Origin of the sequence: uncultured Vagococcus sp. (assembly GCF_963518325.1) — a bacterium.
Classification (GTDB): domain Bacteria; phylum Bacillota; class Bacilli; order Lactobacillales; family Vagococcaceae; genus Vagococcus_D.
The window spans coordinates 19015-40854 of sequence record NZ_CAUQJB010000027.1; the positions used below are offsets into that span (position 1 = coordinate 19015).

At 40.9% G+C, this 21840-nt stretch carries 18 protein-coding genes; all 18 read right to left on the reverse strand.

From position 1 onward, the window contains the following. Positions 1–140 precede the first annotated feature (140 nt). Positions 141–2528 carry a ribonuclease R gene (gene rnr, locus RWN13_RS17730; protein ID WP_314066334.1) on the reverse strand — a complete coding sequence of 796 codons (2388 nt, stop codon included), beginning with the start codon at positions 2526–2528 and terminating at the stop codon, positions 141–143. Between the two features lie 57 nt (positions 2529–2585). Next, positions 2586–3338: an alpha/beta fold hydrolase gene (locus RWN13_RS17735; protein WP_314066450.1), complete on the reverse strand. Its 753-nt coding sequence runs from the start codon at positions 3336–3338 to the stop codon at positions 2586–2588. Positions 3339–3449: 111 nt separating this feature from the next. Beyond that, positions 3450–3686 carry a preprotein translocase subunit SecG gene (secG, locus tag RWN13_RS17740; protein WP_314066336.1) on the reverse strand — a complete coding sequence of 79 codons (237 nt, stop codon included), beginning with the start codon at positions 3684–3686 and terminating at the stop codon, positions 3450–3452. A gap of 318 nt (positions 3687–4004) precedes the next feature. Continuing rightward, positions 4005–5084 carry a GIY-YIG nuclease family protein gene (locus tag RWN13_RS17745; RefSeq protein WP_314066338.1) on the reverse strand — a complete coding sequence of 360 codons (1080 nt, stop codon included), beginning with the start codon at positions 5082–5084 and terminating at the stop codon, positions 4005–4007. A 128-nt stretch (positions 5085–5212) separates the two neighbouring features. Continuing rightward, positions 5213–6364: a glycine/sarcosine/betaine reductase complex component C subunit alpha gene (gene grdD, locus RWN13_RS17750; protein ID WP_314066341.1), complete on the reverse strand. Its 1152-nt coding sequence runs from the start codon at positions 6362–6364 to the stop codon at positions 5213–5215. 10 nt (positions 6365–6374) lie between these two features. Then, positions 6375–7910 carry a glycine/sarcosine/betaine reductase complex component C subunit beta gene (gene grdC, locus RWN13_RS17755; RefSeq protein WP_314066342.1) on the reverse strand — a complete coding sequence of 512 codons (1536 nt, stop codon included), beginning with the start codon at positions 7908–7910 and terminating at the stop codon, positions 6375–6377. Positions 7911–7991: 81 nt separating this feature from the next. Continuing rightward, positions 7992–8459 (reverse strand): glycine/sarcosine/betaine reductase complex selenoprotein A, encoded by a 468-nt coding sequence (gene grdA, locus RWN13_RS17760; protein WP_314066345.1) that lies wholly within the window; start codon positions 8457–8459, stop codon positions 7992–7994. Positions 8460–8474: 15 nt separating this feature from the next. Beyond that, positions 8475–8798 (reverse strand): thioredoxin TrxA, encoded by a 324-nt coding sequence (locus RWN13_RS17765; protein WP_314066347.1) that lies wholly within the window; start codon positions 8796–8798, stop codon positions 8475–8477. Between the two features lie 19 nt (positions 8799–8817). Beyond that, positions 8818–9777: an FAD-dependent oxidoreductase gene (locus RWN13_RS17770; protein ID WP_314066349.1), complete on the reverse strand. Its 960-nt coding sequence runs from the start codon at positions 9775–9777 to the stop codon at positions 8818–8820. Positions 9778–9790: 13 nt separating this feature from the next. Then, positions 9791–11692: a selenocysteine-specific translation elongation factor gene (gene selB, locus RWN13_RS17775; RefSeq protein WP_314066352.1), complete on the reverse strand. Its 1902-nt coding sequence runs from the start codon at positions 11690–11692 to the stop codon at positions 9791–9793. A gap of 137 nt (positions 11693–11829) precedes the next feature. Further along, positions 11830–13131, reverse strand: a complete 1302-nt coding sequence (grdB, locus tag RWN13_RS17780) for a glycine reductase complex selenoprotein B (RefSeq protein WP_314066354.1) — start codon at positions 13129–13131, stop codon at positions 11830–11832. Positions 13132–13198: 67 nt separating this feature from the next. After that, positions 13199–14485, reverse strand: coding sequence for a glycine/sarcosine/betaine reductase component B subunit (locus RWN13_RS17785; RefSeq protein ID WP_314066356.1), 1287 nt, complete (start codon positions 14483–14485; stop codon positions 13199–13201). 106 nt (positions 14486–14591) lie between these two features. Further along, complete coding sequence (locus tag RWN13_RS17790) at positions 14592–14972, reverse strand: GrdX family protein (RefSeq protein ID WP_314066358.1); 381 nt, start codon at positions 14970–14972, stop codon at positions 14592–14594. A 643-nt stretch (positions 14973–15615) separates the two neighbouring features. After that, a complete protein-coding gene (locus RWN13_RS17795; RefSeq protein WP_314066360.1) occupies positions 15616–16731 on the reverse strand; it encodes an AI-2E family transporter in 1116 nt (371 codons plus the stop codon). 10 nt (positions 16732–16741) lie between these two features. Beyond that, positions 16742–17905: a hypothetical protein gene (locus tag RWN13_RS17800; protein ID WP_314066362.1), complete on the reverse strand. Its 1164-nt coding sequence runs from the start codon at positions 17903–17905 to the stop codon at positions 16742–16744. Positions 17906–17926: 21 nt separating this feature from the next. After that, positions 17927–18766, reverse strand: coding sequence for a YitT family protein (locus RWN13_RS17805; RefSeq protein WP_314066364.1), 840 nt, complete (start codon positions 18764–18766; stop codon positions 17927–17929). 27 nt (positions 18767–18793) lie between these two features. Then, positions 18794–19897: a M20/M25/M40 family metallo-hydrolase gene (locus RWN13_RS17810; RefSeq protein ID WP_314066365.1), complete on the reverse strand. Its 1104-nt coding sequence runs from the start codon at positions 19895–19897 to the stop codon at positions 18794–18796. A gap of 564 nt (positions 19898–20461) precedes the next feature. Beyond that, positions 20462–21820 carry an FAD-binding oxidoreductase gene (locus tag RWN13_RS17815; protein ID WP_314066368.1) on the reverse strand — a complete coding sequence of 453 codons (1359 nt, stop codon included), beginning with the start codon at positions 21818–21820 and terminating at the stop codon, positions 20462–20464. Positions 21821–21840 lie beyond the last annotated feature (20 nt).

The window sequence follows — 21840 nt, forward strand, 5'->3', positions numbered from 1 at the left end:
TATGCCACCTCCTGATTAAAGGCTTAGTAACCTTATAAGTTGATTCCCTGAAACCGCCTTATTAAGGGGCTCACAAGACTCATTTTAACATATAGAAAACCACGTTTCATTCTCTATATGTTAATCACTGTCCAAATTAGCTACTTAGCTTTCTTTTTTTTACCTTTTTTCTTTTTTGCAACTTCCTTATAAAAAGGCTTTTTACCTGTTGCTTTTTTCTTGCCATCTTTTTGTTTTGATCGATAATCCTGTGATTTGCCAGGTCCATTACCATTTCGTTGTTTACGGCGATCAGTCTCCGTTTTAGGCTGACGACGACCTCGTTGTTGTTGTTTTGGTACAATAATTTTCTCCTGATCAGAGGTATCTTCTGTTGACACTAACTCAAAATCAATTTCACGGGTGGTCGGATCTGCTTTGGTCACCTTGATAACTACTTTTTGACCAATCCGATAAGTTACACCTGTCCGCTCGCCAACTAAAGCTAAATGGCTTTCCACGTAATGGAAATAATCGTCCAGTTTATTAATATGAATTAACCCTTCAACAGTATTGGCCAATTCAATAAACATGCCGAATTTCGTGATCGAGCCAATCACACCTGGAAACTCTTCACCAACCTTATCCTGCATGAACTCGGCTTTTTTCAAGCTATCCGTGTCTCGCTCTGCTTCAACAGCCCGGCGCTCCATCTGTGAGCTGTGAACAGCAATATCTGGTAAGTGCTCCTGCCACTTCTCCTTTGTTTCTTCCGTCACTGGCTGACTGGTGTAAGCCTTAATCAAACGATGGACAATCAAATCTGGGTAGCGGCGAATTGGTGACGTAAAATGAGTGTAATCATCAGCTGCAAGACCATAATGACCAACAGGATCTTCACTGTAGCGAGCCTGTTGCATACTGCGTAGCAACATCTTGTTAATCACCGGTTCTTCTGGTCGCCCCTTAACTTGTTCCAACACCCGTTGCAAGTCCTTAGGTGTAATATCTTCTTTAGTTCCTTTAATAAGAATACCAAAACTCGTGGCAAATTCAAAGAATCGTTGCATTTTATCTTCTTTTGGCTGTTCATGAATTCGGTAAATAAAAGGTAATTTGGCTTGTTGATAATGTCTGGCAATCGTTTCATTGGCGATTAACATAAAGGACTCAATCAAACGCTCACCGACGCCACGACTTCTCAGGACGATTTCTTCTGGATGACCCACTTCATCAACAATAATGCTGGCTTCACGATCCTCAAAGGAAATAGCACCACGCTCTAAACGCATCGTTTCTAAGATGTGATGTAAGTCGCCCATGTCTCTGAACATCGGAATTAGTTCCTGATAACGAGCCATGGTATCAGGATTCTCATCTTCTAAAATGTCATTAACTGAGCTGTAAGTCATTCGTTCAGTCGTTTGAATCACACTTTCGAAGATATCATACTTAACGACATGACCAGAGTCATCAATTTCCATCTCACAACTCATAGCTAAACGAGGGACATGGGGGTTCAATGAACAAATCCCATTTGATAGGCGATGAGGAATCATCGGTATCACTCGATCGGTTAAATAGACACTGGTTGCTCGCTCATATGCCTCAATATCCATCGGGCTGCCTTCGGTCACATAATGAGAAACATCTGCAATATGAACCCCTAAAAAATAATGGCCATTTGGCAACTTTTTGACTGTCACGGCATCATCCAAATCTTTAGCATCGGCGCCATCGATTGTGACGATCACTTGATTACGCAAATCACGGCGCCCTTTTATCTCCTCTTCTGTAATGTCATCTGGAATTCGATCCGCATGAGCCAAGACATCATCAGGAAATTTAGTCGGAATGCCATGTTGTAGCACAATCGACATAATATCCATTCCTGGGTCATTTTTATGGCCTACCGATTGTTTAATCAACCCTTCCAGTGAATTTGGGTAATCAGGCTCAGGATAATGAGTCACTTCCACCACACAGATCATCCCATCAACAGGCTGAATCCCTTCTGCCGCAATAAATATTTTATAGTTGCTTAGCTTTTTATCTTGTGGGACGACAAATCCATAAAGATCACTTTCCTGACGCTCTTCTTCATCGTATGCCACAAATTCACCAACGACCTGAGTCATTGAGCGTTCGATGATCTCCACTACTTTTCCTTCGGCTGTTTTCCCTTCCAAATGGTCGGCAGGGTAAATGATACTAATTTTGACTGTATCGCCGTTCAAAGCAAAGTTCGTGTTCTCTTTAGCCACGTAAATATCAGCCTCTTCAGGATCAATCGTCACAAACCCAAATCCCCGCTCATTAGCTCGAAAAGTTCCTTCTATTAAAATGTCTTTTAAAGGTAATTTTATCTTACCTTTATTAGTGAAAGTAACACTCTTGTCTCTTTCCATACTGGCAATGGTTTGAACAAGTAATTTAAAATCCTCACCTTTACTTAGACCAAGACCTTCGCCTATTTGTTCCATGGAAAAACTCTTTTTTGCGCTACTTTCCATAAAACTTATTATTTTATCTTTAATCGTTTCTTTCATTAGTTCTCCTTTTTTCTGAGGTTGTTACCTCTCGATCATTTCTATTTTATCATGTGACTAAGACCACGCTAATGTTTCAACGTAAGCCGATACATCTACTTGCAATTGCTGACGAGCGGGCCCTACGGTGATGACATGACCACTTTCCGGGTACCACTTTAGTTCTGTCTTAGAGTTAACCAAGGCTTTTTCCATAATGTAAACATCTTGTGGATTAATCATCTGATCTTTTCCAGCTTGCACTAATAAGGTTGGTTGTCTCACACTTGCCAATTGGTCAAAAACCGTCGTCGTTAATTCTTTAATGTCACTTAATTGTTTTTTTAATCCTGTATTTATGTCAATTAGTCGCTGAGTTATTTCCAGCTCACTAGCGCCTGCTTGTTTCATTAGTTTTTTTGCAAAAAATTGAAAAGATGGCACAATATTGGTTTGAGAGTCGGGAACAATCGGCGAACACATAGGGCCGCCACCAATAATCAAATCTGGGTAACGCTCCAATGCGCTCATGGCAAAAATCCCACCCAGAGACAGGCCAAATACAGCTAGTTGTGAGCACCCTTGTTCTTGCATAAATAAGACACTTTTCTCCAGATCCTCTAGCCATAAATCAGGGCTTGCGGCTAAGATATCTTCTGGGCGAGCGGTACCGTGTCCTGAAAATAAGGGCAGTAACACCGAATACCCTTGATTATTTAATGAGCGTCCTAATGAACGAACATCATTCGGACTTCCCGTATAGGCGTGAAACAGAATAATTCCTCGTGAATCACCTTTAAAAAATGTTGTTTCTGGCATTACCTCATTCATTTTCACTACTCAATTCCCTCCAGATTAATCCATCATGTTAATTTGTTTAATTGACTCCCATACTTATACCTAAAAAAGCCTCCTGCTTTGATTACAGGAGGCTTTTATCTCTTACTTAGATGATAAAAAGGCTAAAATTAAGGCAACAGCGCCCCAGCTAACGCCTAATATGGCGGTCAACTTTTGCATGACTGCTTCAAAACCACGAGCTTTCTGTTTACCAAATAATTGGTCAGCTCCACCTGTAAATGCACTAGCAGCACTATTTTGCTTGCTTGGTTGCATCATTACAGCAATTATAATCAAAAATGAAATAACAATCATCAGACCTAAGAAAAAATTATACACGGGTGACTCCTCCTTGCTCTTTACTAATTGACATCTTCATAAGTTTATCATAAACACAGTTGAAATACTAGTTTTTCTAATGATTTTGTCCACTCTATTTCTGAACGTATGGCACCAAGAAGGATAGATTCTCCAGTAAGTCACAACGGAGGCATAGGACATCTTTCGCTACCTTGGGCCCCACACTCATCCTAAATAAACCTCGATTTAAATCCTTCCAGACCTTATCCCAATAACTTTATACCCATTATATAATGATATGACTATTAATACTACTGAAAAGCTCTTAACTATCCGCTCCCATCTGCCCCCTATGGACTAATTAAATGACCTCTCTTTTATCACAAAGGCCTCAAAAGCTAGATAAACTTTTTCAGCTAGTACGAGATTTTTTAATGTTTTAGTCCAAAAATAATCTTCCAATTCATCGCTTCCCACAGAGACTGTCAATGCCGAATCCTCAAAAATCTTTGTCAAAGTCTCAGGAATATAAAGTGTCGATGGTCGCTGATGATTGGGATGATTAAAGTAAGATTGCACACTGGCTAACTGTTGATTAACAGATAAAACACCTGGAACTGTCCACCAGTTTGTCGCTGACACAATCCCATTTCTGATATGAGACACTTGAAAGAGACAAAATTGAGACACTTGCTTAATTCCCAAATAATCACAATTGGGTTCTAAAACAATCGGCGCCGGCTGACGATTATGTTGTTTTTCCAGCAAACTGATTAATAGTTGGACTTCTTGGGCTCGTTCAAAAGACTGCTGGCGACTTTGACGTTCCCGTTCTTCAACGAGTAGCCGAATCATTTCCTCCAAAGGTAACTGAAGAAACTCCCTGATATTAGTTTGCTGAAAGCTATATAGAGCTGGATCAACTTCCCGGTAACAACCTCCTAAACACATCCCCAAATCAACATAAAGACAAGGGCGCCCCTTATTGTGCTGACATTTTGACAAGGGGTATTCACGTTCCAAGAAATTATAAAGCAATTGGGCCAATTGCTTAGAGCTATACGGTCCAAAAAATTCGCCCGTCTCAGTAATGGTTTCAGTCAGCAAGAGCTGTGGATTTCGTTCAGCGGTTATTTCAATATATGTGTATTGTCGCTCTTCTTTCAGTGCCCGATTGTAATAGGGTTTAAACTGTGCAATGAGCAACGCTTCCAAGGCTAAGGCTTCTTCATCAGAACCCAAATGGATGACCTCTAGAAAGGTCATTTCGTGCATCAATCGTTGCGTTTTTTCATGGTCAAGTTTATTGAAATAGCTACTGACGCGCCTCTTTAAATTAACTGCCTTGCCAATATAGATAATTTCCTGACGTTTATTGCGCATAATATAACAGCCTGGAGTAGTCGGTAAGCCCAATGCTTGCTCTTTTAATGACATAAGACAGCTCCTTTCGTAAAACATCTTCACCCTTAATTTAACACTTTTTAAGACGACAACGCAACTTTTGGACTAGTTGGATATACAAAAAGACCGTTTCACTTGTTCTGTGAAATGGTCTTTTTCTTTTATAAAAATGCAGCTTTCACTAAATTTTCTTTGGACTGATTTATTTTTTCTTCATTAACTAAGACAATTGGTCCTGTGCATCCCATACCACTTTCTGCATAGATTCCCTCTTTCCAAAGGCTCTTTACCGCATTATCCAGCTCCATCACATCAATTCCGTTGATTTCAGCTGTCACCACTTCTTTCTCTGGGGTGGGAATAGCCTGGGACTCTCCCGATGGTTTAGGGTAAAGAGATTGGCAGATATCCGTTAATTTCGCCTTTTTAGCCAAAGTGTACTCCCGTCTGCTAACATCACCCAACTTGCCTCGGGCTAATTGATAGCCATAAACCAAGGCATTGGCAATAACCGCCGCACCGCTTGCCCTAGAGATTATCAAAATAGTCTGTTGATAATCTTGCCCTATCCCCGGACCATAACCGTAACCTGTTGCTTCATAGTTACCGCCCGTATTAAATGCTGAAAACATCTTCATTAAAAGGTTGCCGGTTAAGCTGTCACAGACCATCACATCTACACTCCCATACAGTAAATCATTTCCCCGCATTACCACGCCACCATCACTCCGTTGGCTTTCAGCAAAATGAATCGGGTAACCATTATTCGCCAAGGTCTTTAAGGCCCGTTCGACAGTATGAGCACCGTCCACGTTTAGAATTCCTAGCGTTGGTTGTTCAATTCCTGATGCTTTGGCTGCAATGATCCCGTTAATTGCATTTAATAACATGGCTTCACTGCGATGAGAACTTGCTGTGCCCGTCGTCGTGGAGATAAACATCTCTTTACCTAAAGCAGGTGTCACTACTCGGCCAACTGTTGACACACCGATTGGGAAGGTATAGTGCAAGGTCACACAGGCTTGAATATAGCCAGTAGCCAAAAGCTCTTCCATCTTGGCAGCATTATCTGCTTCACAGGTCGTCGTAACTACTTCGACACCCTTCCAATTAACATCAGTTCCAATTACCACAATATCGAAAAGTTGATGAGCTTGAGCGAGTTTGATGGCTTGATGCATGTTATCAAGGCCGTGTTCACTGCCGTCAATTGTTAGACCAATCTTTAATTTAGGACCTAGGTTACTTGTTTCCAATGCATCCGCCATCTCATTAAAGACATCTTTTATCGTTCCTTCTAGTCGATTCGACATCACCAGCCTCCTATTCTTCAGCCCAGTTAGCTGCAAATTCTCGCAGTGCATTTGCCACCGCGGACTTAACTTCCACCTTTAAATCAGCGGTCTCAGAATGACTCAACTCTCCACTATTACGTTCAATAATAATCGACATACCGTCAAACAGATTAGTCATTCGCCCAAGGAATAAGGACCCTTTCCCGACAATCATAGCTCTGTTTTTATCCCCTGTCATTAAATCATCTACAGCAAACCCAAGATAAGGGACGCCACTTGGGATATGCCCCTGTGTTGGTGCCCAGCCTGGCAAAGCTTTTTCGGCTACAAAATCCGATATCTGACTTCGTTCTAATTCATTGCGAATCACACCTATGGCAGCAATCATCTTCAAGTTGGCCACAGGTACATCGCCTGCTCCTGCCGGTTTCGTAATGTCTGGGTTTTGCATTTCCAAGGAATAGGCATCGATATCATTGACTGTATAGCCAGCTATATCCAGTGGTTCTGCTACAAGAGCAGTCGTGACTGCCTGCGGACTGGAACCGCTGGATACTTTATGTCGACCGATTAAATCAGACCGTAAAATCGGATGCTCACCATCATTTTCACTAATCAAGGCGGCAAAGCCACCAAGTACATCTTCCAGAATTGGCAATCCTTTTTCTACGTGAGACTTGCCATTCATACCTAATTTAGCTGTCGCTCCTCCAGCAACGATAACAACATGCCTAAATGTTTGCGAGCGAACCAATGAAGCCGCGCTGATTAAAGCGTGAGTCGGTGCAGCACAAAAACCACGAATATCAGAACCAGTAGCGTTCACACACCCCGCTAGTTCGGCAATTGATTTAGCAAAATTGCCTCCTCCTCGCTGATTCATATCACCACAAGCCTCTTCGCTACATTCAATCACATAATCAACCTCTTCTGGATCAATCCCTTCCTGCCTTAAAAGATGACGTAAGGACATGACACCGCTTGCCTTTACCACGAGATTTTCTAACATGACGTGAGCGTTTAAATTCACATCAATTTCATGAGCTTGTTGAACACAGCCGACGAGTTCATCATTGTCATATAGCCCTTCAGCGTGATGGTCTGCTACTTGAGACTCAATCCAATCACCGCTTTGGCCTTCTTTGATTTTTTCTAGATCCGCCTTGAATAAGGGATGGTCTCTAAGAGCCTCTTTTACTGATTTCGCATAACTATCTTCTAGATGAACTAATTCAAAGACATCACACATCTGTATAATCCCATAAAATTCATTTTGAGGCATGATCTCCCCTAGTTTACTATAGCGCTTACCTTTAATTGTTTGCTCGAACCAGGGTTGCGGCAAGTCCTTTAACTCCCCATAACTTAGATTGCCAATATACGTTTGATTCGGTGCATAGTGCACCACCTCTTCATAAGAACGTAAGTGATTCCTGAGTTTTTTTAAATAGTCGCTATCAGGATTAACAATTCGTTCCGTTGTTTGGGTGGTACCATTTTTAACGACCATGTCAGGCGTGTGTATCAACACATAACTGGCCGCTCTTAATGTTGCATAATCCATTATTAGCCTCCTTCCATAACAGTCTCTATATTATAAGTCGAACCGCTCGTTCCGCTGAATTAATTAACAGGACCTAACTAATTAATACGTTGAGAATTCCTTGCGAATACCTGAGACTTCTTCAACAATTTCATCTACCTCTAACACCATTTCCATCATACCGATTTGTTCGTCGTAGACAGTGCTATCGACAAACCCTTTAAATTCAGGTTCAAAAATGTGATAAACAGCTAGACCTAGCTGAACATTTGTCAATGGCCCCGCATACGTCGGGTCACCGTTTGTAACGGTTTCAGCAGCCAAACCAGCTGCTTCATATTCAGCACCACCTAAAAGCACAAAGACATTCTCTGCCCCATACTTCTCAACGGCTTCTTTTACTCTTTTTTGGTTTTCCAAGTCCATGGCCCCTGCGGCCGTTCACACAAAACACTCAGTGGAAGAGAAAACCACTTCTGCTGTTGTGCCTTTTAAACATTCTTCAATAGCTAACCCGGGAATCCCATCGCGGTCTCCCAAAACAATAATTTTTTTATGATCTAATGACATTAACATTACCTCCACTTAACTATATTTTTTAATCATTTCTTCCAAACTCTCTTTTGATATTTCTTCTTTCCCTAGTTCTGCAACTTTTTCACCTTGTTGATAAATAGAAATTACGGGCAACCCCATAATCTTATGTTTGATGCAAAAACGGCGCACACCTTTTTGTGAGGTATTAAATTTAGTGAATTTTAATTTATCCCCATAAGTCTCGGCCAACGCTGTAATCGTCGGCATCAACGCCAAACAACTTTCGCAGGTCTCTCCCCACCAATCAATTAGAACAGGTTGCTCACAGTTGGTAATTTCCTCATCAAAATTGTCTAATGTTAATTCAATCATTCTGTCACCTCATTTCTCTTTATTTTTTCGCTTCGATGTAACGCTGCACAGCAAAGGCTGCTGTAGCCCCATCACCTGTTGCGGTTACCACTTGTCGCAAAAGCTTGGGCCGGATATCTCCTGCCGCAAATATCCCAGGAACATTGGTTGCCATCGCTTCGGTTGTTTCGATATAACCCCACTCGTTCAAGTCAAGCTCTCTTTGATAAAGGGCCGTACTTGGCTGATAACCGATAAAGACAAAGACACCAAAGGTCCCATCCTCTTCATCTGCCTTAATCACCAGACGCTCTTCCGTCTCGGTATTCCGAATAATCATCGATTCAACCAAACCATCTCCAATGATTTCTTCCACAACCGAATGGTAAATCACCTCAATTTTGCCAGTCTTCTCAGCTTGTTCAATTGCAATGGCATCTGCTGTCAAGTACCCTAAATTTTGAATAATTGTCACTTTTCTGGCAAAACTCGTTAGAAAAGTTGCTTCCTCCACGGCAGAATTCCCGCCACCAATGACATAAACTTCCAACTCTTCAAAAAATGCACCATCACAAGTTGCACAATAGGAGACACCTTTCCCTTGTAGCTCAGCCTCTCCTGGACAGCCAATTTTCCGAGGAACAGCACCATTAGCTGCTATAATCGCTGTACTTTGATACACGGACCCGTCTTTGCACGTCAAGACTTTACCGCTATCAGATACCTCAATCCCTACCACTTCTTTGCCGACTTCAATTGTCGCCCCATATTTTTGGGCCTGCTCGATCATCCGAGCGATTAATTCTGACCCCGATGGTTCGCCTGCCTTTCCCAGGATGGAGCCTGGGAAGTTGGCAATTTCGTGTGTCGACATAATTTGCCCGCCTAACTTCTCACGTTCCAAAACCAAGGTCTTCAATCTGGCTCTAGAATTGTAGAGAGCGGCTGTTAGCCCAGCGGGTCCGCCACCAATAATAATCACATCATAGACAACTGTCATTTTTTCACCTTCCTTATTGTTGGTTATTTTGTGTCTCTGCTAAGACACGACTATCTTCTAATCGCTTAGTCACCCGTAAATCATCTAAATGTTCTAAAAAAATTTTAGAATACTTTCTCGTTGTATGCATCATATCGCGAAACTCACCAAGGGTCATGGTCCCATTCACCTTGAGAAAGGATTTAACTTGAGAAACAGCTGATTGATAGACAGCTAAATGAATCACCGTATTCTGATTCAAATAATACACGCTCTCCCCGATCAACGTGTCTAAAACTCCTTGAGCTTCTGGATCATTTCCCAACAAATCAGGTAAACTTGGAGGTGTCAGACCAGCCTCCAAGAGGGTATTCTCGATCCTTTTTTTTATTGCCTGTTGGTGCTCCGAAAAGGCAACTGAAAAATTAGCTAGTCTAAGAGTGGAATTGGTTTGTTTTATCACCTTTTGTGTCATTAATGAAGCCAAAATAGCCTCTATCTCTCGTTGGCGCAAATCCCCCAATCGAGAGCGAACTTCTTCTATGGACATCCCAGATTTTAATGGAAACTTTTGATGATAAGCTTCCAACAACTCATAGATCTCTAAACTAATTTCTTTCAGTCGAGAACTGCCAATAAAGGTCTGATTGATTGGCATAACCTTCTTCTCAGCGCATAGTTCAACCAATGTCTGGTTAACTTTAGCCAGGTTGACATTCAAATAATCTGCCATCCCTTTGGCCGTCATGAATCCCCTTTGCTTGTTTAGATAGTCCAACAGCACCGCTGAGAAATCACCTGACTCTTTGACTGCTAAACTATCTAAAATCACTTGGTTGTAACGTCGATGTTTTTCCGCATTAGCTTCAAGAACAATCCCACCAGCAATTGTCACTATCGGGGAATAAGAGCGCAGAATTAAACGGTCTCCTTGTTTAACTGCCACTTGCTCTTCTAAACGTAATTGAACATATCCCTCACTTCCTGGTCGTACTTCCTCAAGACCTAATGGGACTACACGACCTAAGACTTCATTCGTTCCTAGATGAACATGAACTCGTTCCCAAAGACCTATAGGCCGATCGGCAGTAGAAAGAACTGATAAATTAACATCAATCATCCAGGTTGGTTCAACATTTCCTCTAAGGGTTATGACATCTCCTCGCTTAATTTCTGATAAGCTAATTTTTGTCAAATTAAGAGCCGTTCGTTGTCCAGGATACGCTTGCATTTGTGTGGTCTCATGAACTTGAATACGACGGATTTTAGTTTTTTTATTGCTAGGATAGACCATCACCTCATCGCCAACAGTTAAAGCACCATCGATTAACGTCCCCGTCACAATCGTTCCGTGGCCTTTAATGGAAAATACTCGATCAACATTCAGGCGAGGTTCGCTTTCGTTTAGTATCGGTTTAATACAGGCGACTTTCCGCTGAATTTCCGCTTTAAGCTCCTCTAATCCCAAACCTGATAATGCATCTGTTTCAATAATCGACGCTTCAGCCAAAGAAGTCCCATCTAAATTTTCACGAATATCATCTAACACTAATTGACGTAATTCCGAATCTACCGTCCTCAACTTAGTCAGCACGATAATAAATGCTTTAAGCCCTAAGAGAGTTAAAATATCCAGATGCTCCCGGGTTTGAGGCATAATCCCTTCATTAACGTCAATCACTAATAAAACTAGGTTGATACCCACTACTCCAGCCAACATGTTTTTAACAAAACGTTCATGTCCCGGAACATCCACAATCCCAATTCGCTCACCATTAGGTAAATCGAGGTAGGCAAATCCAAGATTTATTGACAATCCGCGCTGCTGCTCCTCATGGGTCGTATCCGTCTCGATGCCTGTCAGCGATTTAATTAAAGTGGTTTTGCCATGATCAATGTGACCAGCCGTTCCAATCACAATATTTTTGGTTGACATGATGGTACACTCCTAACATTCCTTGATCCTTATTTCTATGCCACTAAACTGGCAAGAATAACGGTCTTCCCTTTATTAAATCAGTTGGAAAGCCGACCGTTTGGCTTTAGTTTAATCGTCACTCATTCTCTCACTGCTTATTCAAAAACAGTTTGTCCATCAACCTCCGTCTCTAAAGCTGATAGAGCTTTGTCCACAATCCCTCTTCGCAATTTTTTCTCATCTTCGGGACTTAAACTTGGATTCCCTAAAGGATGAGGAATAGCGATGGCAGGTACGATTCGGTTTGCACCAACTGTCAAAGATATCGGCACAACTGTGCAGATATGGACAACAGGCAAACCTGTTTTTTCAATTTCTTTTACCATGGTTGCTCCGCAACGAGTACAGGTTCCTCAGGTGGAGGTAAGTATCACTGCTTGAACACCATCCGAAATTAACTTTTGAGCAAACTCGGCAGCAAAACTCTTGGCATTCGCAACAGATGTGCCGTTACCAGTGGTCGTATAAAATTTGTTATGTAACGCTCCAATTCGGCCTTCTTTTTCCAAGTCCCGCATGACATCTACCGGTAACACCCGATCAGCATCCTGATTAGCATACATGGGATCATAACCACCATGAGCGGTCTCATAAGTCGCCTCCGTTAAATCCATCACGCCTGTAATATCGTATTCACCATATTTCGAGGCACTAGATGATTCGATATGATCTGGATTGCCTTTTGGAACAATCCCACCTGAAGTGACGAGGGCTACTTTAGCTTGGGCCATATCCGAAATAGCTTTTCCAGGTTCCACATTATCAAATTCCGGCATTGGAAACTCTGTCTGAAATGCTTCATTGTTTAATTTTTTAATCAGCATCTCAACCGCCCGAGCAGCGCCTCGTTGATCTGCTTCAAAATTTGTTCGATGACGGACCACATATTGATCCACTAGTGGATCCACGTCTTCACCTGCTAACAGTTTTTTTACTAAGCCAGCCATTAAAGGGACCGCTTGACGCATGGCGGCAGCTGATTTCCCAACTGCTACGATATAAGCGTCTTTTTTATACAGATCAACCCCTGGGTTTTCTTCATACATCCCAGTGACAACAGGGATGTTCAATTGCTGTGTGACCGCTTGAGCAACGGCTCCGCATGCCACGCCATAACGACCGGCATTAAAAGCGGGTCCAGCAATTACCAAATCCGGTTTAAAGGACTGAATCATCTCAAGGATTTGCGCTTCAGCTGCAGCCATGTTTTCACCAAAATAACTATCCCCACAAACCACCGTTCCGACAATTTCAATCGCCTCGCCAAACACACCTGCAAAGGCGATGCCAGGACCGACAATTTCCGCTTTTTTAAAGGGTTCGGTACCAGCAAACTCTTCCCCACCAATCCCAGCATAGAACTGGTTGATGTAATGCACTACTCTATACTTAGCCATGTTTACCTCCTTATATCTCATTTTTTTTGAATCTTAATTTAACTAACAAAAGAGACTCCTTCTATCACTAATTTCCTTTAGCAGACATTTTATTGAAGCCAAGCTCGTTAGTAGCGCCTGTTATCGCTTGGATTTCCACTTCAATACTGCCATCTTTTCGGAGACTACCATCAAATCCACCAGCAATCACGTCCACATAGTCCCTTTGACCAATTAAACGCACCATTGGTGGTAGAACAATTGTTTCATTCGCATTGCCACCGGTTACCACTGCAGTGGCCAATTTGTCCGCATCAGCCAAGGATTGACTGGCTCCGTCACGGCCGGCATACTCATCGGTTACAATCACCGTTTTAATTCCTTTTTGTTCGATTTTCTTACAATTCATAATCAAATCCGTATCTGGATTCCCAAAACCTTCTTGTGTGATGATTACACCGTCCAGCCCCATATAATCAGCCAATTTTGCCGTCCAATCACTCGAGCGTTCTTTGTCTGCTAAATAAACGGTTTCGTTGGTAATAATCACCCCAACAAAATTAACCTCTGTCCCATGCTTGTCATATAATTCTTCTATGACAGGATTATTTAAGTGATGATAGGTTGTATTTTTGTCGCATGCCGACACGCAATTCCCACTAATAATTGCACCATCCATAATTTCTGTTGGGTACAAAATCGTTGGCACCAAATGCTTGGCATCAGCCCCATAAACGTAGGTATCATGAAGCAAGCCTTGGGTTTGTAGCATGTAAACATAACCGATTTTAGGTAAATCTGGATATTGAGCTACTTGTTCAAACAGCGGCAGGGTTTCATACTCAAACAGTTCATCCGGTTCAACCTCTTGACCTAACTTTCCTAAATACTCTGCCACTTTTAAACCAGCAAAGCGAGCTGCTTCCTCGTAACTATGAGGTTCTAGCTCTGGAGCTGGTTCTAACACTAAACAAATATTGATGATCTTTGAAAAAGGGGTTTTGTCCGCTCCAGGACCGCTCATATCAATAATGCCCTCTTGAAACCCGACAATCTTGCCGACAGTTGTCACACCACACCCCTTTAATACATGAGTTCGACCAGAACCAACGATGTTGACCTTATTCACTACCCCTGGAAACATACCGCCACCACCAGAGACCTTACAGCGAGGCTCAATCACATCTTTAACAGGCGTAATTCGAGTCTTTTCACCAGGTCTGGCAATTTCAATTTCACAAGATTTAATACGGTCATCACCTAATACTAGTACCTTGATTTCTGCTTCATTAAGGTAAAGTATTCCTGCTGCTACTTTTGCTGTATCAGCACTTACAACATCCTTAATATTAATCTTTCCTAACTCAAGTTTCATCTCTTCACCTCAATTCTATTTTTTACAAACCTTCAGTACAGTTGAGCTACCTTTTCCGTCACCTCCTTGACCTTCGCCATCAAAATTTGAGTGCTACCGATTCAGTTTAATGAATAAGCATTCGCTCAAATGTACTTTCCATCAAATAATAATCCACATAAGCAAAATCCTTTAACACAGATGCCGTCCAGTTAGGTCGTTGCTTATTTTTGATAAACGAGTTGTAAACGTCTATAGCTTGTTCAATATAGCCCAAACTACTTAAGTCAATAGTCCCATCTTCACCCTTGTCTAGAACAATTGACTTGTAATAGGTTTCATTAGGTTTAATACTTCCACTTAAGGGATGGGTCAGCAAAATCATTTGCTGATCAATGATATAGGTTTTGACAGTTTGTAAGACTTCACCATAATCGCCTGTCAATGCTTCCACCGGAAATTTAACGTGGGCTTGAATCAGCATCGGATTATTCGTTACAAGTAACATAGCATTTCCTCCATGGAAAATAGGACTATTTCCTCGTTAACTTTTATCCTTTCATAAGAAGACTTATGAAGACGAATAAAAGGCTGAGTAAGATAGCCCTTGATTTGATCATATAACCAAATAGAAGATACAATAGACATGGAGCGCAACCGCTCACAAGCTAATTTTTGTCAGAGTTGAAATCCAATCCGTTTGACTGTTACGCCCATAATGAACACCCTTTCATAATCAAATTAAGTATATCACAAAGAAAAATAATAGATAGGAAAATTAGGTCTATCACTAATTTTTATCTTATTATCAGCTGTCTCTATTTGAAAGCATACTAACCCTTTCAATGATAAATTAATTGTTATTTTACAGTTGCTCTCAATCAAAGGACGTCACACTGTCACCCTACATACAGAAGAACTTAATTCTTTTTCCAAAAGTATTTGAATTCTCATTAATTGTTTCTTTTAAAAGATAATGGAACTTTTCCGTCATGAAAAATACTGTATTTAGCCAGATTAAAGTTTCATCCAATGTCCCCAAGACTCTATAAATACAATATTGTTTATAAATGCTACCGAAATAGAGGTCATTCGTTTCTATCTAAGCTTTTCTTAGAAAATACCGTCAAAAAAACCAAGCTAGCGTGACGCTAACTCGGTTCCTCCCTTCCATCAGGGAACTTGATCAACTGCTTTTCCTTACGGTAATGAAGAACGTTTAATAGAATGATTTTAGCAATAACATAGGTTGGTAATGCTAAAATCATCCCTGGTAAACCAGCTAGTTTACCCGCTACCAATAATGCTAGAATAATCGTTAAAGGATGCATGTTGAGACTCTTTCCCATGACAAACGGGTACACTAAGTACGATTCACCAAGTTGAATCAAGATGATACTGATGGCTAAAATAACAGCTTTTTGTGGTGCCATGCTAAAGGCAATAATGAAGGCGGGCGTCACTCCAATCCAAGGCCCGACATAAGGAATTACATCCATCATTCCTGCAATACAAGCTAATAAAAAAGCGTAAGGAATCCCCAACAATTTAAAGGTGATATACGCCCCAACTGCCACATACAAACAAACCAGTGCCTGACCACTAATATAAGCAGATAAGGCCGTGTTGACTCGTTCTAGAAGTCCATCTACTGGCTGACGATAAGCTTTTGGCACAAATAACCTAACAGCCTTCGGAAACCGCTGTCCATCTTTAAACATATAAAACAAGATAATCGGCACTGTAATAATCAGCAAAACAGAACGGGAAAGAACACTAATGACCGTGCCAAGGCTTGTTGTAATACCGTTAACAGCTATGTTTAGCAATTGATTGGACGAAAGGGATAACTCGCTCCAATAACGTTGCACATCAACATTGACATAATCCAATTGATTTATCCAGTCTGATACATTTCCTTGCTGGCGACTAATAAACCTAGGCATCGACTTACTTAATGCCGCGAACTGGCTGACTAGATTAGGAAAAACCGTGCCAATTAATAGCCCAAAACCAATGGCAATAGTCACGAATAAGAGCGCAATCGCATAGCCTCGCTTCTTCGTCAGTTTCTCAAATAAGGCAACCACTGGACTTAACACATAGTATAAAAAACCAGCAATCATGATCGGGGTAAATAAGGTGGTTATAAATACCCCGATTGGTCTAAAAATAAAACTGATTGTCGTACATAACAAGATTAACAGCGCCATACCAATCAGGTGAAACAAGACATCCAGAAATTTTGATGGTCGCCATGTTTTCATAACGTCCTCCTTATCCAATCCAACCAGCGATAATACTGGTCACTAGCACAGACGTAATAGTGACTGTTGAAAAGCCCGCAATAATCATTTTCGGTAAAATCTGACCTTCAATCGCCGCGATTTCCGCCTCATTTTCACCTACACTCTTAGCTGCTTCTTGACTTAAAATCATTGTTCCTGGAAAGCCATAAAGTGATGTGAGTCCAACAGCAATTGACATCGGCAAACTATAACCCAGTATTTTACCGGCAATCACTGAGAACAGGACGCTACCACTAACGCCGACTAAGAAGGATAAACTAATTGGTACAATTAGATCAAATAAATCTTGAGGTTGAATCGTTGCCAAGGGACCAAAAATGATGATGAGTATTCCCAGCATCATCAAGCCGTACGCATCAATTCCTGTTAAAATATTTGGTTTGACAATGCCTAATGCTCTTAAGGTTACGCCCAACAGTAAGGCCACAATAAAGGTATTCAGAATACCATTAGTAATGTTGCTAATAAATGTCGAAATTAAGACCACTACCCCAACAACAAAAAGTGTTCCAGCTGTCGTTTGAAACATAGCAGGCAACTTGCCTGTTTCTACTTCGTGATCAGCTTTTTTCTCAACTGCTTTTAGGGTACCTGCGCGATACTCAGCTTGTAGACGTTTCGCTTCTTTTCGTAAAATAAGGGAAGTAAAGGGAAAGCCTATCAATCCTTGCAAAGCAGAAATCAAGACCGGTAAAACTGCTACGGAAACGAGTCCGGCTGCTAATGCTGCCTCCTGTACAATGATAATTGAAATGGTCCCACCACTGACAGCCCCAATGGCCGCAATCGCATAGTTCATACTTTCAAACAATGGGCCAACCAATAACAATGCGGCTGTTATTCCGAGAATCGCAGCAACACCAATCACCACTGTTTTCCATTGTTGCTTTAATTCATCTATGCTGATCATCGTCCCAATATGAACAATGATAAATCCGACAACTGTCGTTCCTAAAGGTAACAATGAGGAACTGGTTAAAATATCTTCTGGTAAAATACTTGTTTTAAAACCAATTAAAAAAATTAATGATGCCACTAACAACGAGGAAATTAAAGACTTGGTTTTTTTTGAAACAAAGTCACTAATTGTCCATACCAACATAATTATCGTAAACGCCAACACTGGATTCATCTAAATCACTCCCAAATTTTATTAGCCTAAAGGTAAGTAAGTAAAACCCAACCCATGAACTTCTGACACATTGTAAGCAATCACAAAGGACTTATTATCGATTTCATCAATTACCTTTAAAATCGCTGGGTATTCCTGATTGCTTAGAATAATCATCAACATATTTTTTTCACGTCCAGTATAACCACCTTCTACTGAAAAGACCGTGATACCACGATTAATTTCTGCGAACAAAGCAGCTTTGATCTCGTCCACGTGATGCTCACTCATAATCATGACGGCTTTGCGACGTTTCATCCCGGTTTCAATATAGCTCATGACAATCGATGTAATCACCAATGAAAATATCGCTAAAAGGAACTCTTCAAATCCAAAGACCACAATATTGAATAACACAATAACTGAATCGGTCGCTAATAAACCAATGGACGTACTCAAGCCGAAGTATTTCTTGAAAATCAATGGAGGAATGGTAGTTCCGCCACTTGAAGCCCCAATTTTGTATAAAATCGCCACACCTGTCGCAAAAATCGCACTACCAAAAATAACAGACAACAGGCGATCGCTAGTTACCATGATCTCAGGGACAATCGCCAAGGAAATCGGCAACATAATACTACCTATGACCGTATGAACGAAATGATTTTTTCCTAAAAAGAGATAGGTAATAATCAACATAAGACCATTTAAGATCAACACGACTAAGGCCCGGTTAATCCCGAAAAACTGTTCGGCCAAAATACCAATACCACTAACACCACCTGCCGCTATATGGTGAGGACCTAAGAACATATTAATACTGATACCAATTAACGCAATTGCGAATGCCACGATGGGCACTTGTTTTAGTAGACTTTTCATTTGTCACCACCTCTTTTCTTGCCTCTTCTAATGAGTGTTTTTAACCAACTGAACAGCCAATTCAACTGCTTTCACTAGCTCTTTAATCGGAATATACTCATGTAAAGTGTGGATTTCTTCGTATCCAATCGATAGATTTAACGCTTTTTTGCCTTTGGCATTAAAGACATTAGCATCACTACCGCCTCCACTGACTTCATAACTTGCCGCTCTGCCTATTGATTCAATCGCTGTTGCCGCCAATTGTACCACTGAATCTTCTTCAACAAATCGATAGCCAATCGATTTAATATCTGTCGAGTAATTCACCTTTCCTCCTAATTGACGGGCACTGTCTTCAAAGGCTGACACCATCGCCATCATTTGATCCTCACAGACTTTGCGAGAAATTGAACGGGCTTCTGCAGTAACAATCACATTATCCGCCACAATATTAGTGGCTGTTCCACCATTAATCGTCCCGATATTGGCAGTTGTCTCTTCATCCAGGCGTCCTAATGTCATTTTGGCGATAGCTTGGGCTGCAATTTCGATTGCGGACACCCCTTTTTCCGGCTCCAGACCAGCATGAGCCGTTTCACCTACTATTTCAACTTCAAGTCCCATTAAGGTGGGGCTGGCCATAGTAATACTGCCTACAGGGCCGCCATTGTCCAAAACAAACCCATAGTCAGACTGTAACTGACTGACATCGAAGGCACTAACTCCGACTAACCCAATTTCCTCACCAGGTGTTAGTACAAATTCGATTAAACCATGTGGGATGTTTTCTTCCTGAATCACCTTAATCAACTCTAGCATAACGGCTATCCCCGCTTTATCATCAGCTGCCAGAATAGTTGTCCCATCTGAATAAATAACGCCATCTCGAATTTCTGGTTTGATACCCACTCCTGGTGTTACCGTATCGACATGAGCGGAGAAAAAAATCGGTGCCACTTCTAATTCACCAGGTAACTGACATAATAGATTATTAGCCCCTAATCCTGTTTTTCCCATTGTGTCATCCTCAATCACCGTTAATCCTAATTCTTCAAATTGTTCTTTTAAAAAAGCTTGAAATTTCCCTTCATTTTTTGCTTCTGAATCAATTTTTACTAGCTCAATAAACGTCTCCACAATTCTTTCCATTTTTTCTACATCCTCCCTATATCAAAACTATTGTCCGCTTGTTCACATGATGCTCTTGTCGAAAACAAACCAACAATGTTATACTACCTAATCATTTGGCAAACAACCCGTTCACTTTAAACATAAATTGAACAACCAATAAAAAATAATAAAAATTACGTCTCATAGATCAAACGGAATTGTCTAAAAAAGTATTCTAATCTAACGCCTATTAGCGAATGATTCTAAAGAGTTTTATTTCCAGATAATGTCTCTTTACCTTATAATACTTTTTACACATTATGACAAATAAATAAAAATAAAGCTAGTATTATACCTCAAAAAATAATATTTTTTTAGTTATTTATTTTCTATTGTTTATCTAAACATAAACTTACTGTTATATGAACGTCGCTATAAATCAAATACAAATAAGTAAAATAATAACTACACAAATAAATCCAATTAACGTTATTAAACCATCGTTATTAATTGTGAACACATTTTAATTAATCGCTTGATAAAAGTCCAAAGGTTTTAAACACAAAAATCGAGAATTAGTTAAATAACCAATTCTCGATTCCTTTACAATAATTTACCTGGGTTCAGACGATTATCGGGATCAAAGACTTGCTTAACTTGTTGTAAGTACTTCAGATAAACGGGATTTCCTTCCCTCAAAAAGTACGTTTTCTTCAACAAACCAATGCCGTGTTCCGCTGAAGGTAAGCCCTTTTGTTTGGCAATATAGCTATACAACTCCCTGAGCATATCAGACAAACGAATTTCCCATTCTTGGATGGTTAAGGTTTGCCGCAAAATACACGCATGGATATTGCCGTCTCCAGCATGACCAAAACAAATTGTCGGCAAATTATAGCGCTGACCTAATGACTTCATATAGACAATCGTCTCAGTAATCTTATTAACAGGCACCACAACGTCCAAGGGTTCTTGCTGGCTGGTCTCTTCAATAGCTGCCACAATAGCCCCTCTTAACTGCCAGACTTCCCCAGATAATTCAGAAGTCAGAACTAAGCTGTCGATACTGCCATTCTCTTCGGCCAGTTGAATAGCAGTCTCAAAACGTCTCACCAAATCTCCCTTCTCTTGTCCGTCTACTGTTAATAATAAGTAGGCAGTACCTGTACTCAAGGGTAAAGTTAATTTCAGTTTCTTTTCACTAGGAAGAATGCCGTCTTTTTCAAAAAATTCCAAAGCCGTTGGGTCAACATGACTGGCTAAGATCGCCAATACGGTGGCGGAAATTTCCTCTAAGTGATTAAAACTAATTAGGACTGATTGAGTGAGTGTCGGTGGTACAATGACTTTTAATTGAATTTCCGTTGTAATTCCTAACGTCCCTTCTGATCCGATAAATAAGTCCTTTAAATCATAACCTGAACTATTTTTTTCGGTGACACTTCCTACAGGCAATACTTCGCCACTCAACAAGACTATTTCCAAAGATCGGATATAGTCACGCGTCACACCGTATTTAACAGCTCGCATGCCTCCAGCATTTGTGGCAACAGTCCCACCAATTGTAGCGGCTTTCGAACCAGGATCTGGCGGATAAAAATACCCTCTCTCGGCCACATAGGCTTGAATATTTTCTAAGGTTGCTCCTGGTTGAACTTTTAAGGTCAAGGTATCCTGATCAAATTCCAAAATTTGATTCATCTGAGAAAAATCCAGAATCAACTCAGAACGAACCGGCAATGTCGCACCGGTTAGACCCGTTCCAGCGCCTCTGGCAATGATACTTAAGTCTGCTAATTGAGCATATACCACTAATTCAACGACTTCTTCTCTAGTTAATGGAAAGACTAACCCGTATGCCTCACCACGCCTTCCAGTTACCGAGTCTTCCAAATAGACTTCTGGAATTTTTTCAGGTCCGATCACCCGTTGACTCCCACAAATTTCTATCAGTCGTTTCATGTTCTTCTCTTCCTTTCCAC

Coding starts and splice junctions, on each gene's coding strand:
- rnr (WP_314066334.1), bottom strand. CDS start 2,528: ATGAAAGAAACGATTAAAGATAAAATAATAAGTTTTATGGAAAGTAGC.
- RWN13_RS17735 (WP_314066450.1), bottom strand. CDS start 3,338: ATGAATGAGGTAATGCCAGAAACAACATTTTTTAAAGGTGATTCACGA.
- RWN13_RS17745 (WP_314066338.1), bottom strand. CDS start 5,084: ATGTCATTAAAAGAGCAAGCATTGGGCTTACCGACTACTCCAGGCTGT.
- grdD (WP_314066341.1), bottom strand. CDS start 6,364: ATGTCGAATCGACTAGAAGGAACGATAAAAGATGTCTTTAATGAGATG.
- grdC (WP_314066342.1), bottom strand. CDS start 7,910: ATGGATTATGCAACATTAAGAGCGGCCAGTTATGTGTTGATACACACG.
- RWN13_RS17765 (WP_314066347.1), bottom strand. CDS start 8,798: ATGATTGAATTAACATTAGACAATTTTGATGAGGAAATTACCAACTGT.
- RWN13_RS17770 (WP_314066349.1), bottom strand. CDS start 9,777: ATGACAGTTGTCTATGATGTGATTATTATTGGTGGCGGACCCGCTGGG.
- selB (WP_314066352.1), bottom strand. CDS start 11,692: ATGTCAACCAAAAATATTGTGATTGGAACGGCTGGTCACATTGATCAT.
- RWN13_RS17785 (WP_314066356.1), bottom strand. CDS start 14,485: ATGAAACTTGAGTTAGGAAAGATTAATATTAAGGATGTTGTAAGTGCT.
- RWN13_RS17790 (WP_314066358.1), bottom strand. CDS start 14,972: ATGTTACTTGTAACGAATAATCCGATGCTGATTCAAGCCCACGTTAAA.
- RWN13_RS17795 (WP_314066360.1), bottom strand. CDS start 16,731: ATGAAAACATGGCGACCATCAAAATTTCTGGATGTCTTGTTTCACCTG.
- RWN13_RS17800 (WP_314066362.1), bottom strand. CDS start 17,905: ATGAATCCAGTGTTGGCGTTTACGATAATTATGTTGGTATGGACAATT.
- RWN13_RS17805 (WP_314066364.1), bottom strand. CDS start 18,766: ATGAAAAGTCTACTAAAACAAGTGCCCATCGTGGCATTCGCAATTGCG.
- RWN13_RS17810 (WP_314066365.1), bottom strand. CDS start 19,897: ATGGAAAGAATTGTGGAGACGTTTATTGAGCTAGTAAAAATTGATTCA.
- RWN13_RS17815 (WP_314066368.1), bottom strand. CDS start 21,820: ATGAAACGACTGATAGAAATTTGTGGGAGTCAACGGGTGATCGGACCT.